12 protein-coding genes are annotated in these 16,069 nt (G+C 67.2%); 2 read left to right on the top strand and 10 right to left on the bottom strand.

What is annotated here, in order from left to right; genetic code table 11:
- Positions 1 to 17: 17 nt before the first annotated feature.
- The 5 genes from RN02_RS20800 to RN02_RS20780 all read right to left on the bottom strand — a co-directional run bounded on the left by RN02_RS20800 (position 18) and on the right by RN02_RS20780 (position 5,559).
- Positions 18 to 1,475: an amidase gene (locus tag RN02_RS20800; protein WP_043316405.1), complete on the bottom strand. Its 1,458-nt coding sequence runs from the start codon at positions 1,473 to 1,475 to the stop codon at positions 18 to 20.
- A gap of 156 nt (positions 1,476 to 1,631) precedes the next feature.
- Positions 1,632 to 2,666, bottom strand: coding sequence for an ABC transporter substrate-binding protein (locus RN02_RS20795; RefSeq protein ID WP_043316403.1), 1,035 nt, complete (start codon positions 2,664 to 2,666; stop codon positions 1,632 to 1,634).
- 26 nt (positions 2,667 to 2,692) lie between these two features.
- Positions 2,693 to 3,499, bottom strand: coding sequence for an ABC transporter permease (locus tag RN02_RS20790; RefSeq protein ID WP_043316401.1), 807 nt, complete (start codon positions 3,497 to 3,499; stop codon positions 2,693 to 2,695).
- Positions 3,499 to 4,425: an ABC transporter permease gene (locus RN02_RS20785; protein ID WP_043316398.1), complete on the bottom strand. Its 927-nt coding sequence runs from the start codon at positions 4,423 to 4,425 to the stop codon at positions 3,499 to 3,501. Before RN02_RS20785 ends, RN02_RS20790 begins: the two co-directional genes overlap by 1 nt.
- Before the next feature lie 15 nt (positions 4,426 to 4,440).
- Positions 4,441 to 5,559, bottom strand: a complete 1,119-nt coding sequence (locus RN02_RS20780) for an ABC transporter ATP-binding protein (RefSeq protein WP_043316396.1) — start codon at positions 5,557 to 5,559, stop codon at positions 4,441 to 4,443.
- Positions 5,560 to 5,777: 218 nt separating this feature from the next.
- Here RN02_RS20780 and RN02_RS20775 point away from each other — a divergent pair, with 218 nt between their 5' ends.
- Complete coding sequence (locus RN02_RS20775) at positions 5,778 to 6,677, top strand: LysR substrate-binding domain-containing protein (RefSeq protein ID WP_043316393.1); 900 nt, start codon at positions 5,778 to 5,780, stop codon at positions 6,675 to 6,677.
- 316 nt (positions 6,678 to 6,993) lie between these two features.
- Here RN02_RS20775 and RN02_RS20770 read toward each other — a convergent pair whose 3' ends face one another.
- From RN02_RS20770 to trxA, 4 genes are all read right to left on the bottom strand, one after another.
- Entirely contained in the window at positions 6,994 to 7,962 is a 969-nt protein-coding gene (locus RN02_RS20770) for a CDP-6-deoxy-delta-3,4-glucoseen reductase (protein ID WP_043316391.1), read from the bottom strand.
- 99 nt (positions 7,963 to 8,061) lie between these two features.
- The gene (ubiD, locus tag RN02_RS20765) at positions 8,062 to 9,528 is read right to left on the bottom strand and encodes a 4-hydroxy-3-polyprenylbenzoate decarboxylase (RefSeq protein WP_043316389.1); all 1,467 of its coding nucleotides are present in this window, start codon (positions 9,526 to 9,528) and stop codon (positions 8,062 to 8,064) included.
- A 116-nt stretch (positions 9,529 to 9,644) separates the two neighbouring features.
- Positions 9,645 to 10,907: a transcription termination factor Rho gene (gene rho / locus RN02_RS20760; protein WP_009615070.1), complete on the bottom strand. Its 1,263-nt coding sequence runs from the start codon at positions 10,905 to 10,907 to the stop codon at positions 9,645 to 9,647.
- Positions 10,908 to 11,153: 246 nt separating this feature from the next.
- On the bottom strand, positions 11,154 to 11,480 hold the full coding sequence (trxA, locus tag RN02_RS20755) for a thioredoxin TrxA (RefSeq protein ID WP_009615069.1): 327 nt from the start codon (positions 11,478 to 11,480) through the stop codon (positions 11,154 to 11,156).
- A 194-nt stretch (positions 11,481 to 11,674) separates the two neighbouring features.
- On the opposite strand from trxA, the gene ppx reads away from it, so the two are divergent.
- Positions 11,675 to 13,177, top strand: a complete 1,503-nt coding sequence (ppx, locus tag RN02_RS20750) for an exopolyphosphatase (protein ID WP_043316387.1) — start codon at positions 11,675 to 11,677, stop codon at positions 13,175 to 13,177.
- A 679-nt stretch (positions 13,178 to 13,856) separates the two neighbouring features.
- Here the strand turns inward: ppx and ppk1 are convergent.
- A complete protein-coding gene (gene ppk1, locus RN02_RS20745) occupies positions 13,857 to 16,067 on the bottom strand; it encodes a polyphosphate kinase 1 (protein WP_009615067.1) in 2,211 nt (736 codons plus the stop codon).
- Positions 16,068 to 16,069 lie beyond the last annotated feature (2 nt).

Raw genomic sequence — 16,069 nt, 5'->3', positions numbered from 1 at the left:
TCCTTCTGCGGCGCGCCTCACTGCGCCAGCAGCGGCGGCGGGCAGCGCCGGTACCATTGGGTGGCCTGCTCGTAGGCATGGGCCAGTTGCAGCACGGCCAGGTCGGCCTGGTGCCGGCCGATGATCTGCAGGCCCATGGGCAGGCCCTGTTCATTGAAGCCTACCGGCACGTTGGCGACAGGGCAGCCGGACAGGGTGGCGGGGATCACCACTTCCATCCAGCGGTGGTAGGTGTCCATGGCGCGGCCGGCGACTTCCTTCGGCCAGTGCAGGTTCTTGTCGAAGGGGAACACCTGGGCGCTGGGCAGCAGCAGGTAGTCGTAGCGTTCGAACAGGCGCTGGATGGCGCGGTACCAGTCGCTGCGCGCCACCGTGGCCCGGTACACGTCCATGGCCGACAGGCGCAGGCCGTTTTCCACTTCCCAGTGCGCTTCCGGCTTGAGCAGTTCGCGCTTGGCCGGGTCGGCGTAGGCCGCGCCCAGGGAACCGGCGACGAACCAGTGGCGCAGGGTGCGCCAGCAGTCCCACAGGCGTTCGGCGGAAAAACCCAGTTCGCAGGCTTCGACCTCGCAGCCGATGGCCTGGAAGTCGGCGAACGCGCGCTGGCACAGCTCCAGCACGCCGCGCTCCATGGCCAGGTGGCCGCCGAGGTCGCCCAGCCAGCCCAGGCGCGCGCCCTTGAAGTCGCGCTCCAGCGGGCCGGCGAAGGCCTTGCCGGATTCGGCGATGGACAGCGGTGCGCGGGCATCGGCGCCGGCCTGCACCGACAGCAGCAGGGCCACGTCGCGCACGCTGCGGCCCATGGGGCCTTCGTAGCCGAGCTGGTCGAAGAACAGGTCGGCGGCGTCGTCGAAGGGCACGCGGCCCTGGGACGGGCGGAAGCCGACGATGTTGTTGAAGGCCGCCGGGTTGCGCAGCGAGCCCATCATGTCGCTGCCGTCGGCCACCGGCACCAGTTGCAGGGCCAGGGCCGCCGCGGCGCCGCCGCTGCTGCCGCCGGCGGTGCGGCTGGGGTCGTAGGCGCAGCCGGTGGCGCCGAACAGCGGGTTGTAGCTCTGCGAGCCGAGGCCGAATTCCGGGGTGTTGCTCTTGCCGATGAGGATGGCGCCGGCGGCGCGGATGCGCTCGACCATGATGCCGTCGCGCTCGGGCAGGTAGTCGCGGTACAGCGGCGAACCCAGGGTGGTGCGGATGCCCTTGGTCAGCGACAGGTCCTTGATGGCGTGGGGCAGGCCGTGCATCCAGCCGCGGTATTCGCCGCGGGCCAGCTCGGCGTCGCGCTGGTCGGCCTGGGCCAGCAGCGCCTCGGCCGGTTGCAGGCTGACCAGGGCGTTGACCGCCGGGTTGAAGCGCTCGATGTGCGCCAGGTAGTCGCCCATCACCTCGCGGCAGGAGACCTGGCGCAGGCGGATGAGCTGCGCCAGTTCATGGGCCTGAAGCTGGACGAGGGGGCTGATATTCGGGTTCTGGCTCATGTGACGCGGCCTTTCTCTGGGTTCCCGCGTTCGCGGGAATGACGGAACGATATTTGTACAGATGCGACTTTTGACGGGGTGAGCGAAGCCACGGCGCCTTGCGGCGCCCTGCCCCACCCCGTCACCCCCGCGAACGCGGGGGCCCAGCGCCTTCGGTCAGCGCATCAGGTTGGTCCACAGGCGGTCGGCCAGGCGGATGGCGCCCTCGCCGCAGGTCTTGCTGAAGACCACCTTGGTGCCCTCGGGGATGTGCAGCTCCGGCGCATCCTTCAGGCTCGGGTCGAGGAAGGCGTCGGTGCCCTTGATCGGGCTCTGGTGCTTGAGGAAGTTCTGGGTGATCGCCGAGTTCTCCGGCTGGCTCATGAAGGCGATGAACTGGCGGGCGGCGTCAGGATTCTTGCTGCCCTTGGGGATCACCAGGTTGTCCACCCAGGCCATCACGCCTTCCTTGGGGTAGAGGTACTTCAGGCTCGGCTTCATCTCCCGCGCGCGCAGCGACGAACCGCCCCAGAACAGCGACATGGAGGTCTCGCCGGAAGCGAGGTTCTCGCGCACCGAACCGGCCTTGGAGCTGTACGTCTTGACGAAGGGCTTCTGCGCCTTGAGCAGGTTCAGCACCTGCTGCACCTGTTTCGGGTCCTCGCTGCACAGCGGCACGCCCAGGTACAGGCTGGCGGTGTCCATCACCTCGTTGACCGAGTCGAGCATGTTGATCTTGCCCTGCAGCTCCTGCGGCGGCTGGAACAGCAGCGAGTAGCTGTCGGCCGGGCCCTTGTAGGCGGCGGTGTCGTAGACCACGCTGGTGGTGCCCCAGATGAAGGGCACCGAGTAGCCGCCTTCCGGGTCCCAGGTGGGCTTGCGCAGGTTGTCCTCGATGTTCGCGTAGTACGGCTGCTTGATCGGGTCGAAGCGCTCCAGCAGGTTCTCGTGGACCAGGATGGGCACGAACTGGTGCGAGGGGATGGCCACGTCGTAACCGCTGCCGCCCTGCTTGAGCTTGGCCAGCAGCGTCTCGTTGGAGTCGTAGGAATCCACCGTGACCTTGATGCCGGTCTGTTTCTCGAACTTCTCCAGGATCTGCGGCGAGAAGTAGCCGCTCCAGCTGATGACGTTGACCTGTCCGGCGGCGTGGGCCGCGCCGGCCAGGCTCAGCGACAGGGTGGCGGCGATGACTGCGATCGACTTGCTCATGTTGACTCCCGGTTGTGGCGTGGCGCTCAGGCTTTGGCTTTGCCGAGCAGGAAGGAAAGGCTGACGAAGAACACGGAAACCCCGAGGATCAGCGTCGACACCGCGTTGACGTCGGGCGTGACGCCCATCCGCAGCAGGCCGAAGATGAAGATCGGCAAGGTGGTGGTGCCGGCCTGGGAGACCATCATCGAGATCACGAAGTTATCCAGCGAGACGATGAAGGCCAGCATCAGCCCGGAGAAGATCCCCGGCATCAGCAGCGGCAGGGTGACCTTGCGGAAGGTCCGCCAGGGCCCGGCGTAGAGGTCGGCGGCGGCCTGCTCCAGGGACAGGTCCATGTCCTCCAGGCGGGCGCGGATCGGCAGGTAGGCGAAGGGGATGCAGAACACCGTGTGGGCGATGATCAGGTTGCCGTAGCCCAGGGAGATGCCGAGGCTGGAGAACAGCGCCAGGGTGGCCACGCCGACGACGATCTCCGGCAGCACCAGCGGCAGCATGATGGCGCCCATGGACAGGCGCATGCCCTTGAACCTGGCCCCGCGCGAGGTGCCCAGCGCGGCCAGGGTGGCGATGGCGGTGGCGATCATGCTGGCGCACACGGCGATCAGCAGGCTGTTGCCGGCGGCGCTGCGCAGCGCCTGGTTGGCGAAGGCGGCGCGGTACCAGTCGAGGCTGAAGCCGGTCCACACGGTGGCGGACTGGTTGGCGTTGAACGAGTAGACCACCAGCACCACGATGGGCGCGTACAGGTAGAGGTAGAACAGCAGGCTGAAGCCGCCGAAGCCGGGGAAGTCCTGCACGCCGAGACGGCGCTTGCGCAACAGACTCAGCATCACACACCTCCCCGGGCGACGCGCAGGCGCTCGGCGCGCATCGCGTAGAAGGTCAGGGCGAGCATCACCGCCGCCATCAGCACCAGCGACAGGGCGGCGCCGAAGGGCCAGTTACGGGCATCGGCGAACTGCCGGAAGATCAGGTTGCCGAGCATCATCTTGGTGCCGCCGCCGAGCAGTTCCGGGGCGATCATCGCGCCCAGGCAAGGCACGAAGGTGAGGATGGCGCCGGCCAGGATGCCCGGCCGGGCGATCGGCAGCACCACCTTGCGCAGGGTGCGCAGGCGCCCGGCGTAGAGGTCCTGGGCGGCTTCCAGCAGACGCATGTCCATCTTCTCCAGGGTCGAGTAGATCGGCAGCACCACGAAGGGCGCGTAGGTGTAGACCAGGCCCAGCAGCACCGCGCCGTCGTTGTACAGCAGCGGCAGCGGCTGGTGGATCAGGCCCAGGCCCATGAGGCCGTTGTTGATCGCCCCGGTGCCGCGCAGCAGCAGGATCCAGGCATAGGTGCGGATCAGCAGGTTGGCCCAGAACGGCACGGTGATCAGGAAGATCAGCAGGCCGCGGCGCCGCGCCGGCTGCATGGCCAGCCAGACCGCCACCGGGAAGCCCACCAGCAGGGTGATGACGGTGGTGGCGGCGGCGATGCCCAGCGAGCGCAGGGCGATGACCAGGTAGGAGTCGGCGAAGGCCAGGCTGTCGTCCAGCTGGCGCTCGAACAGCAGCGAGACGTAGGCGTCGCTGCTGAACACGTGATTGACGCCGCCATAGGGGTTGGCCTGCATCAGCGAGTAGGCGGCGACGATGAGGATCGGCACCACCAGGAACAGGCCGATCGCCAGCAGCGCCGGCGACACGCCGAGCAGGCCGGCCAGGGCCCGGCGCCGCTCCAGGGCGTTGCCGGGGCGTACGGTGAGAGTGGTCATGGCGGGTTCCTCGGCTCAGTCCAGCAGCACGCTGGCGCTGTCGCGGTCGAACTGCAGGCCCAGGCGCTCGCCGGCGGCGAAGCGCTGGCTCTGCCCGGCGCTGTTGGGCGTGCGCACGCGCAGGCGGGTGCCGTCGGCGAGCTGCACCTGGTACTGCAGGTCGGTGCCCAGGTAGACCTGTTCGGCCAGGGTGCAGGGCGTGGCATCCGGGGTGTCGGCGCCGACCAGGCGCAGGCGCTCGGGGCGGATCGACAGGGTCACCTCGGCACCTTCGCGCAGGCCTTCGCGGCCCGCCGCGCGCAGCGTCTGGCCGCCGGGGATGCGGAACAGCGCCTGCTCGCCGGCCAGCTCGGCGACCTGCGCCGGGAGGAAGTTGGTCTCGCCGATGAAGTCGGCGACGAAGCGGTTGCGCGGCTGTTCGTAGATGTCCGTCGGCCGGCCGACCTGCTGCACCTCGCCATTGGCCAGCACGGCGATGCGGTCGGACATGGTCAGGGCTTCTTCCTGGTCATGGGTGACGAAGATGAAGGTGATCCCGGTCTTGGCCTGGATCGTCTTGAGTTCTTCGCGCATGGCCTGGCGCAGCTTCAGGTCCAGGGCCGAGAGCGGCTCGTCGAGCAGCAGCACCTTGGGGTGCGGGGCCAACGCGCGGGCCAGGGCCACGCGTTGCTGCTGGCCGCCGGAGAGCTGCGTCGGGCGGCGCTCGGCGAAGCGCTCCATCTGCACCAGGGCGAGCATCTCGCGCACCCGCTCGGCGACGGCCACCTTGCCCAGGCGCTGGCCCATGGGGTGCGACTCCAGGCCGAAGGCCAGGTTCTGCGCGATAGTCATGTGCGGGAACAGCGCGTAGTGCTGGAACACGGTGTTGACCGGGCGATCGTAGGGCGCGCGGTCGGCGATGTTCTCGCCGTAGAGGAGGATTTCCCCAGCGGTGGGGAACTCGAAGCCGGCGATCATCCGCAGCAGGGTGGTCTTGCCGCAGCCGGAGGGGCCCAGCAGGGTGAAGAATTCGTTGTCGCGGATGTCCAGGTCGACGCTCTTCAGCGCTACCGGGCCGCTGTCGGGGTCGCCGTAGACCTTGCGCACCGAACGGATGGAGACGGCGGCCGTCTGCAGGCTGTGCAGGGCACTCATGGATGTACCTCCGGTTCCCTCCCCCGCTGGCGCGGTGCGCGCGGAGGCTTGTATTTGTTGTGGCAGGAATGGGGAAAGCGCTGCAGCGTGTGCCGGTGACCGGCTGGTTTTGTGGTGAGGCTGCTGGGGTCGAGTGTGGCCAGATTGCGGTTGAGCAAAAAGCTCAATTTTCTTACATTCGATATTAAATAATTTAACAACGCACGAGGCTCACCCTCATGTCACTCCCCCGCTTGCCGCCGCTCAACGCCGTGCGCGCCTTCGAAGCGGCCGCGCGCCTGGGCAGCTACGTCGCCGCCTCCAGGGCGCTGCACGTCACCCAGCCGGCCATCGGCCGCCACGTGCGCCTGCTGGAGGACTGGCTGGGCGTGCAGCTGCTGGAACGCACGCCGCGCGGGGTCAGCCTGACGCCGGCCGGGCAGCGCTACTACGCGAAGATATCCACAGCGCTGCAGCAGATCGCCGAGGCCAGCCGCGAACTGGTGCCCGGCGGCTCGGCGCGCTGGCTGAAGATCCTGGTGGTGCCGGCCTTCGCCAAGCGCTGGTTGATGCCGCATCTGGAAACCCTGCGCCAGCAGCGCCCGGGGCTGAAGGTAGCGATCGAACCGAACCCGACCTTCACCGAGGTGGACGGCAACAGCGCCGACCTGGGCATCGCCTACGGCATGCCCGGCCAGTACCCGCAGAGCCAGGCCACGCTGCTGCACCCGCAGGTATTCCCGGTGTGCTCGCCGGCCTACCTCGCCGCCCATGGTCCGCTGGACAGCGCCGAGGAGCTGGTGCGCCACGATCTGATCCACGTCCACGACGGCGAATGGTGGAACGCCTGGTTCGCCGCCAACCAGTTGGACATCCGCGTCAGCCCCGACGTGCTCTACGTCAGCAACGACCACGCGCTGTCCATGGCCGAGGCCGGCGCCGGCATCGCCCTGGCCAACGACGTGCTGGTGCGCAAGGAGCTGGAATCCGGCGCGCTGGTGCGGCCGCTGCCTAACCAGGTGCGCCTGGAGAGCTACCAACTGCTGATCCCGCCGGGGCCGAGCAGCGCCGATATCGAGTGGTTCGGCGATTGGCTGGCGCAAACCCTTGCCGCGGAGTTTCCTTCGGCGTTGCCGTAGGTTGGGTTGAGCGAAACGATACCGGAGCAACCGTCTTGCCGACTGCGCCGGGGCGCTCTTCGTAGGATGGGTTGAGCCTGCGAAACCCATGTTGCCGTGGCGATGGGTATCGCTTCGCTCAACGCCATCCTACGACGGTATTTCCCTGAAGGCCGCGCCGAGGTGTTTTTGTAGGAGCGGAGCTTCTCCGCGATAGCCGTAATCTCCGGCGCGATTCGCGGATGAGATCCTACGGGTTGCCCCAGCACCGTGCCCCCTGTAGGAGCGCGCCCTGCGCGCGAATCGCGGGCAGGGCCCGCTCCTACAGGGGTGTGTCTTAATCCCGTGGCGCGTAGGCGAAGACGTCGGCGCGCATCTGGTGGGCGTCCATGCCGGCGGCCACCAGGGCGTCGAGGGTGGCGTAGACCATCGCCGGCGAGCCGCTGGCGTAAACGGTCAGGCTGCCCAGGTCGGGGAAGTCCTCGCACACCGCCTCGTGCAGCAGGCCGCAGCGGCCCTGCCAGCCGCACAGGTCGCTGACCACCTTGTGCAGGTGCAGGTTGGCCAGGCCCTTCCATTCGTCCCAGTGCGGCAGCGCGTAGAAGTCCTCGGGCCGGCGCACGCCCCAGTACAGGTGCACCGGGTGGGCGAAGCCCTGGGCGCGGCAGTGCTCGATCAGGCTGTGCATCTGCGCCATGCCGGTGCCGGCGGCGATCAGCACCAGCGGGCCCTCGGGCAGCTCGGCCAGGTGGGCGTCGCCGAAGGGCAGCTGCACGCGGGCGATACGTTCGCGCTGCAGTTGCCCGAGCAGTTCGATGGCGCTGTTCTCCCGCGCCAGGATGTGCAGCTCCAGGTCGCGCCCCTCGTGGGGCGCCGAGGCCAGGGAGAAGGCCGAGTCGTTGCCGTCCTCGCGCTCGATCAGCAGGTATTGCCCGGCGTGGTAGCGCGGCGGCTTGCCGGCCGGGGCGCGCAGGCGCACGCGCCAGACGTCGCCGCCCACCGCTTCGCACAGCGTCAATTGGCAGGCCAGCTTGCGCAGCGGCAGCTCGCCCGGGGCGAGCACGCCGTCCCAGTGCAGCACGCAGTCTTCCAGGGGCTCGGCCAGGCAGGTGAAGAGTTCGCCATGGTCGCGCACCTCGCCGTCCTGGCGCACGCTGCCTTCCACCAGCAGCGCGGCGCAGACGTGGCAGTTGCCGTTGCGGCAGCTCTGCGGGCAGTCGTAGCCCAGGCGCCGCGCGCCGTCGAGAATGCGTTCGCCGGGGCGCAGTTCAAGCTGGGCGCCGGAGGGTTGCAAGGTCACTCTCAAATGATCGATCTCTTTTTTCTATAGCTTGGAGAGCTGGAAGCTGGAAGCTGGAAGCTGGAAGCTGGAAGTAAAAACCGCTTCCAGCTTCCAGCTTCCAGCTCAATCTATCCCCAGACTGGCCCACAGCTCATCGACGCGACGGCTCACCGCCTCGTCCTTGACGATGGCGCGGCCCCATTCGCGGCTGGTCTCGCCGGGCCACTTGTGGGTGGCGTCCAGGCCCATCTTCGAGCCCAGGCCGGAGATCGGCGAGGCGAAGTCGAGGTAGTCGATCGGCGTGTTGTCGATCATCACCGTGTCGCGCTTGGGGTCCATGCGCGTGGTTATCGCCCAGATCACGTCGTTCCAGTCCCGCGCGTTGATGTCATCGTCCGTGACTATGACGAACTTGGTGTACATGAACTGTCGCAGGAACGACCACACGCCCAGCATGACGCGCTTGGCGTGGCCGGGGTACTGCTTCTTCATGGTCACCACCGCCATGCGGTACGAGCAGCCCTCGGGCGGCAGGTAGAAGTCGGTGATCTCGGGGAACTGCTTCTGCAGGATGGGCACGAAGACTTCGTTCAGCGCCACCCCGAGGATCGCCGGCTCGTCCGGCGGGCGGCCGGTGTAGGTGCTGTGGTAGATCGGCTTCTGGCGGCGGGTGATGCGCTCGACGGTGAACACCGGGAAGCGGTCCACCTCGTTGTAGTAGCCGGTGTGGTCGCCGTAGGGGCCTTCGTCGGCCATCTCGCCGGGGTGGATCACCCCTTCCAGGACGATCTCGGCGCTGGCCGGCACCTGCAGGTCGCTGCCGATGCACTTCACCAGTTCGGTGCGGTGGCCGCGCAGCAGCCCGGCGAAGGCGTATTCGGAGAGGGTGTCGGGCACCGGCGTCACGGCGCCGAGGATGGTCGCCGGGTCCGCGCCCAGGGCCACCGCCACCGGGTAGGGCTGGTCCGGGTGCTTCTGGCACCACTCGCGGTAGTCCAGGGCGCCGCCGCGGTGGCTGAGCCAGCGCATGATGACCTTGTTGCGGCCGATCACCTGCTGGCGGTAGATGCCCAGGTTCTGCCGCTCCTTGTTCGGCCCGCGGGTGACGGTCAGGCCCCAGGTGATCAGCGGCGCGACGTCGCCGGGCCAGCAGGTCTGCACCGGCAGCCTGCCCAGGTCGACCGCCTCGCCCTCTTCGATGACTTCCTGGCAGGGCGCGTCCTTGAGCACCTTGGGCGCCATGCTGATGACCTTCCTGAAGATCGGCAGCTTGCTCCAGGCGTCCTTCAGGCCCTTGGGCGGCTCCGGCTCCTTGAGGAAGGCCAGCAGCTTGCCGATCTCGCGCAGTTCGGAGACGTCTTCGGCGCCCATGCCCAGGGCCACGCGCTCGGGGGTGCCGAACAGGTTGCCGAGCACGGGCACGTCGAAGCCGGTGGGTTTCTCGAACAGCAGGGCCGGGCCCTTGGCCCGCAGGGTGCGGTCGCACACCTCGGTCATTTCCAGCACCGGGGACACCGGCACCTGGATGCGCTTGAGCTGGCCGCGCGGCTCCAGGGCGGCGATGAACTCGCGCAGGTCGCGATACTGCATGGAAGTCTCGATGGCGTAGGCGAAGATGCGACAGTTTAGCCTTTAACACCACTTCGCAGAAACACGAAGGCCGGGTTTCCCCGGCCTCGTGGCTTGCAGCGATCAACCAGCGGCGCTTACTTGCTGCGCTTCATCGAGTCGAAGAACTCGTCGTTGGTCTTGGTCTGCTTGAGCTTGTCCAGCAGGAACTCGACGGCGGCGATCTCGTCCATCGGGTGCAGGATCTTGCGCAGGATCCACATGCGCTGCAGCTCTTCCTCGCCGGTCAGCAGCTCTTCGCGGCGGGTGCCCGAGCGGTTGATGTTGATCGCCGGGAACACGCGCTTCTCGGAGATGCGGCGGTCGAGGATGAGTTCCGAGTTGCCGGTACCCTTGAATTCCTCATAGATCACCTCGTCCATCTTCGAGCCGGTCTCGATCAGCGCGGTGGCGAGGATGGTCAGCGAACCGCCTTCCTCGATGTTGCGCGCGGCGCCGAAGAAGCGCTTGGGCTTCTCCAGGGCGTGGGCGTCGACACCACCGGTGAGCACCTTGCCGGAGCTGGGGATCACGGTATTGTAGGCACGCGCCAGGCGGGTGATGGAGTCGAGCAGGATGATCACGTCCTTCTTGTGCTCGACCAGGCGCTTGGCCTTCTCGATCACCATCTCGGCGACCTGCACGTGGCGGGTCGGCGGTTCGTCGAAGGTGGAGGCGACCACTTCGCCGCGCACGGTGCGCTGCATCTCGGTCACTTCTTCCGGGCGCTCGTCGATCAGCAGGACGATCAGGTGGCACTCGGGATTGTTGCGGGCGATGTTGGCCGCGATGTTCTGCAGCATGATGGTCTTGCCGGCTTTCGGCGGTGCGACGATCAGGCCGCGCTGGCCCTTGCCGATCGGCGAGCAGAGGTCGATCACCCGGCCGGTGAGGTCCTCGGTGGAGCCGTTGCCGGCTTCCATGGTCAGGCGCTTGGTCGGGAACAGCGGGGTCAGGTTCTCGAACAGGATCTTGTTCTTCGCGTTCTCCGGACGATCGAAGTTGATCGAGTCGACCTTGAGCAGGGCGAAGTAGCGCTCACCTTCCTTCGGCGGGCGAATCTTGCCGACGATGGTGTCCCCGGTGCGCAGGTTGAAGCGGCGGATCTGGCTGGGCGAGACGTAGATGTCGTCCGGGCCGGCCAGGTACGAGGAGTCGGCGGAGCGCAGGAAGCCGAAGCCGTCCTGGAGAATCTCCAGCACGCCGTCACCGGAGATTTCCTCGCCGCTCTTCGCGTGCTTCTTCAGCAGCGCGAAGATGATGTCCTGCTTGCGCGAACGGGCCATGTTTTCCAGGCCCATGGCATCGGACATTTCCAGCAATTCGGTAATCGGCTTTTGCTTGAGTTCGGTCAGATTCATAAGAAGGAGGTGTTAGATAGATATGAGGAAAGGGGAAACAAGCATGTGAGCTCGTTAATGCCGTGCCGCAGAGTGACGACAGGATCGCTTGGAAATTCGAATAGGAAGTGCGTCGGCGACGGCTTGCAGGGGACAACGTAAAACAACGTTGCAGGCCCGAATGTAACACCCGCGCCAAGGGGCGTCTAGGGGACGGAATGAAAAAAGCCCCGCGTCGCGCGGGGCTTTTCCGGGGGCTGTCTCGATTCAGATGTTGCTGTCGAGGAAGGCCGCCAGTTGCGACTTGGACAGGGCGCCGACCTTGGTGGCCTCGACGTTGCCGCCCTTGAACAGCATCAGCGTCGGGATACCGCGCACGCCGTACTTCGGCGGGGTTTCCTGGTTCTCGTCGATGTTCAGCTTGCAGACTTTCAGCTTGCCCTGATAGTCCTTGGCGATCTCGTCCAGTACCGGCGCGATCATCTTGCACGGACCGCACCACTCGGCCCAGTAGTCCACCAGCACAGGACCATCGGCCTTCAGCACGTCCTGCTCGAAGCTGGCATCGGTAACGCTGACGATATGTTCGCTCATGAAATCTCTCCGTGGGAATCGGATGCGAAAAAAAGTGGGCCCATCATAGCCCGCCTTGGCCGCCTTCCGAAAGGCGCAGGCGATTGAGTGTCGCTATCGCCGGCCCCGGCGAAACCGATCGAAGGCCCGGCGTTCGTTGGCACCGGAGGGCTATCGTGGCAGGATGGCGGGGTTAACAAACGGACCTTCGCACCATGCCCCATACCCCCGCCAAGACCTTCCCGCTGATCGCCGCCCTGGACCTGGGTTCCAACAGCTTCCACATGGTCTTGGCCAAGGCCGATCATGGCGAGATCCGCATCCTCGAGCGGCTCGGCGAGAAGGTCCAGCTGGCCGCCGGCATCGGCGAGGACCGCCTGCTCAACGAAGAGGCCATGCAGCGCGGCCTGGACTGCCTGCGGCGCTTCGCCCAGCTGATCAACGGCATGCCGCCGGGCTCGGTGCGGGTGGTCGGCACCAACGCCCTGCGCGAGGCGCGCAACCGCAACGAATTCACCCGCCGCGCCGAGGAAATCCTCGGCCACCCGGTGGAAGTCATCTCCGGCCGCGAGGAAGCGCGCCTGATCTACCTGGGCGTCTCGCACACCCTGCCGGACACCACCGGGCGCCGCCTGGTGGCCGACATCGGCGGCGGCAGCACCGAGTTCATCATCGGCCAGCGCTTCGAGTCGCAGCTGCGCGAGAGCCTGCAGATGGGCTGCGTCAGCTACACCCAGCGCTACTTCAAGGACGGCAAGATCACCCCGGCCCGCTACGCCCAGGCCTACACCTCGGCGCGCCTGGAGCTGATGGGCATCGAGAACAGCCTGCGCCGCCTGGGTTGGGACGAGGCCCTCGGCGCTTCCGGCACCATCCGCGCGGTGGGCCTGGCGATCCAGGCCGGCGGCCACGGCAACGGCGAGATCAACCCCGACGGCCTGGCCTGGCTCAAGCGCAAGGTGCTCAAGCTGGGCGACGTGGACAAGCTCGACCTGGACGGCATCAAGCCGGACCGCCGGCCGATCTTCCCGGCCGGCCTGGCCATCGTCGAAGCGCTGTTCGACGCGCTGGAACTCAAGCAGATGCAGCACTCCGAAGGCGCCCTGCGCGAAGGCGTGCTCTACGACCTGCTCGGCCGTCATCACCATGAAGACGTGCGCGAGCGCACCATCAGCGCGCTGATCGAGCGCTACCACGTCGACCTCGACCAGGCCGCCCGCGTCGAGGCCAAGGCCCTCCAGGCGCTGGAGCAGGTGGCCGAGCCCTGGAGCCTGCAGGACGACTGGCACCGCGAACTGCTCGGCTGGGCCGCGCGCACTCACGAGCTGGGCCTGGACATCGCCCACTACCACTACCACAAGCACGGCGCCTACCTGATCGAGCACTCGGACCTGGCCGGCTTCTCCCGCGAGGACCAGCAGGTGCTGGCGCTGCTGGTGCGCGGCCACCGCCGCAACATCCCGGCGGACAAGTTCGCCGAGCTGGGCGACGAGGGCGACAAGCTGATCCGCCTGTGCATCGTGCTGCGCTTCGCCATCCTCTTCCACCACATCCGCGGCACCCAGGAAATGCCGGACGTCACCCTCAAGGTGGGTTCGAAGAGCCTGGAAGTGCGCTTCCCCAAGGGCTGGCTGGAAGCCAACCCGCTGACCCTGGCCGACTTCGAGCAGGAAGCCGGCTGGCTGCAGCGCGTGGGGTACCAGCTGAGCGTGAGCTGAGGGAGCCAACTGCGCCGAGGCGCTCTTCGTAGGATGGGTTGAGCCTGCGAAACCCATGCGGTGCTTGGTGATGGGTATCGCTTCGCTCAACCCATCCTACGACAGCCACGGTCCCACCATTCCCCTGTAGGAGCGCGCCCTGCGCGCGAATCGCGGGCAGGGCCCGCTCCTACAAGAAGCTGTGCCAACCTCGACCGTAGGAGCGGAGCTTCTCCGCGATAGCCGGAACCCCCGGCGCGATTCGCGGATGAGATCCGCTCCTACGCGGCCCCACCCACGCCATTCCCCTGTAGGAGCGCGCCCTGCGCGCGAATCGCGGGCAGGGCCCGCTACAAGAAGCCGCACCAACCTCGACCGTAGGAGCGGAGCTTCTCCGCGATAGCCGCAACCCCCGGCGCGGTTCGCGGATGAGATCCGCTCCTACGCTGCCCCATCCACGCCATTCCCGTGTAGGAGCGCGCCCAGCGCGCGAATCGCGGGCAGGGCCCGCTCCTACAAGAAGCCGTGCCAACCTGGACCGTAGGAGCGGAGCTTCTCCGCGATAGCCGCAACCTCCGGCGCGGTTCGCGGATGAGATCCGCTCCTACGCTGCCCCACCCACGCCATTCCCCTGTAGGAGCGATGAGCCCATGAAAAAGCCCCGGCGCTTGCGCGGCGGGGCTTTCGGGACCAGGGCGGCTCAGCGTCCGTTGATCACCGGCGTGCACAGGCGCTCCAGCAGCATGGCCTGGGCGTTGCGCGGGTTCTGGTTGCCGGTGGGGTTCAGGCGCTGGTAGCTGCCGTCGGCCTGCAGCACCCAGGCCTGGGTGTTGTCGGCCAGGTACAGTTCCAGCTCCTTCTTCACCCGCTGCACCAGCTTCTTGCCTTCCACCGGGAAGCAGGTCTCCACGCGCATGTCGAGGTTGCGCTCCATCCAGTCGGCGCTGGAGAGGTAGAGCTTCTCGTCGCCGCCGTTGAGGAAGTAGTAGATGCGGCTGTGTTCGAGGAAGCGGCCGATGATCGAGCGCACCTGGATGTTGTGCGACACCCCCGGCACGCCCGGGCGCAGGCAGCACATGCCGCGCACCACCAGGTCGATCTTCACCCCCGCCTGGCTGGCCTTGTACAGCGCGCGGATGACCTTCGGGTCGGTCAGCGAGTTGACCTTGGCCATGATGTGCGCCGGCTTGCCTTCGGCGGCCTGGGCCGCCTCGCGGTTGATCATCTCCAGCAGGTTCTTCTTCAGCGTGAAGGGCGCGTGCAGCAGCTTCTTCATGCGCAGCGTCTTGCCCATGCCGATCAGCTGGTTGAACAGCTTGTGCAGGTCCTCGCACAGCGCCACGTCGGCGGTGAGCAGGCTGTAGTCGGTGTACAGGCGGGCGTTGCCGGCGTGGTAGTTGCCGGTGCCCAGGTGCGCGTAGCGGCGCAGCTCGCCATCCTCGCGGCGGAGGATGAGCATCATCTTGGCGTGGGTCTTGAAGCCGACCACGCCGTAGATCACCACCGCGCCGGCCTGCTGCAGGCGGCTGGCCAGCTGCAGGTTGGATTCCTCGTCGAAGCGCGCGCGCAGCTCGATCACCGCGGTGACCTCCTTGCCGTTGCGCGCCGCCTCCACCAGGGCGTCGACGATTTCCGAGTTGGCCCCGGAGCGGTACAGGGTCTGCTTGATGGCCAGCACGTTCGGGTCCTTGGCGGCCTGGCGCAGCAGGTCAACCACCGGGGTGAAGGATTCGAAGGGGTGCATCAGCAGCACGTCCAGCTTGGCCAGCACGCCGAACATGTTCTCCTTCTTCTGCAGCAGCTTCGGAATGGTCGGGGTGAACGGCGGGTACTGCAGCTCCGGATGGCTGGCCAGGCCGGTGACGCTGAACAGGCGGGTCAGGTTGACCGGGCCGCTGACCTTGTACAGCTCGCTCTCGGCCAGGCCGAACTGCTTGAGCAGGTAGTTGGACAGGTGCGCCGGGCAGGTGTCCACCACCTCCAGGCGCACGGCGTCGCCGTAGCGCCGCGAGAACAGCTCGCCGCGCAGCGCGCGGGCCAGGTCCTCGACGTCTTCGGCGTCCACCGAGAGGTCGGCGTTACGCGTCAGGCGGAACTGGTAGCAGCCCTTGACCTTCATGCCGGAGAACAGGTCGTCGGCGTGGGCGTGGATCATCGAGGAGAGGAACACGTAGTTGTCGCCCTCCCCGGCCACGTCCTCGGGCAGGCGGATGATCCGCGGCAGCGAGCGCGGCGCCGGGATGATCGCAAGGCCGGAGTCGCGGCCGAAGGCGTCCATCCCCTCCAGCTCGACCACGAAGTTCAGGCTCTTGTTCACCAGCAGCGGGAACGGGTGGGTCGGGTCGAGGCCGATGGGGGTGATGATCGGGGCGATCTCGTCGCGGAAGAAGCGCCGCACCCAAGCCTTGATCTTCGGCGTCCAGTAGCGCCGGCGGATGAAGCGCACGCCGTGCTTGGCCAGCTCCGGCAGCAGGATGTCGTTGAGGATGGCGTACTGGCGGCCGACCTGCTCGTGCACCTGCTCGCTGATCCGCGCCAGGGCCTGGTGCGGCAGCAGGCCGTCGGCGCCGGCCTGCTCGCGGGCGAAGGTGATCTGCTTCTTCAGGCCGGCGACGCGGATCTCGAAGAACTCGTCGAGGTTGCTGGAGAAGATCAGCAGGAACTTCAGGCGTTCGAGCAGCGGGTAGGACTCGTCCAGCGCCTGCTCCAGCACGCGGATGTTGAACTGCAGCTGCGACAGCTCGCGATGAATGTAGAGGGCGCTGTCGTCGACGTTCACCGCCACCGCCGGGGCGGCGGGCGCCTCCACGGGGGGTTCGGCGACCACGGGGACCTCGACGGTCTCCAGGGTCTCGCTGACAGTCACTTCGGTTTCGATCAGGTCGGTAGCGTTCTGGCCTTCGGTATTCATCG

The sequence above is a fragment of the Pseudomonas sp. PI1 genome (genome assembly GCF_000812405.1).
GTDB classification, from domain to species: Bacteria; Pseudomonadota; Gammaproteobacteria; order Pseudomonadales; family Pseudomonadaceae; genus Pseudomonas; species Pseudomonas citronellolis.
Note: the sequence above shows the minus strand (reverse complement) of the source record. Positions and strands in the feature narration are given on the sequence as shown.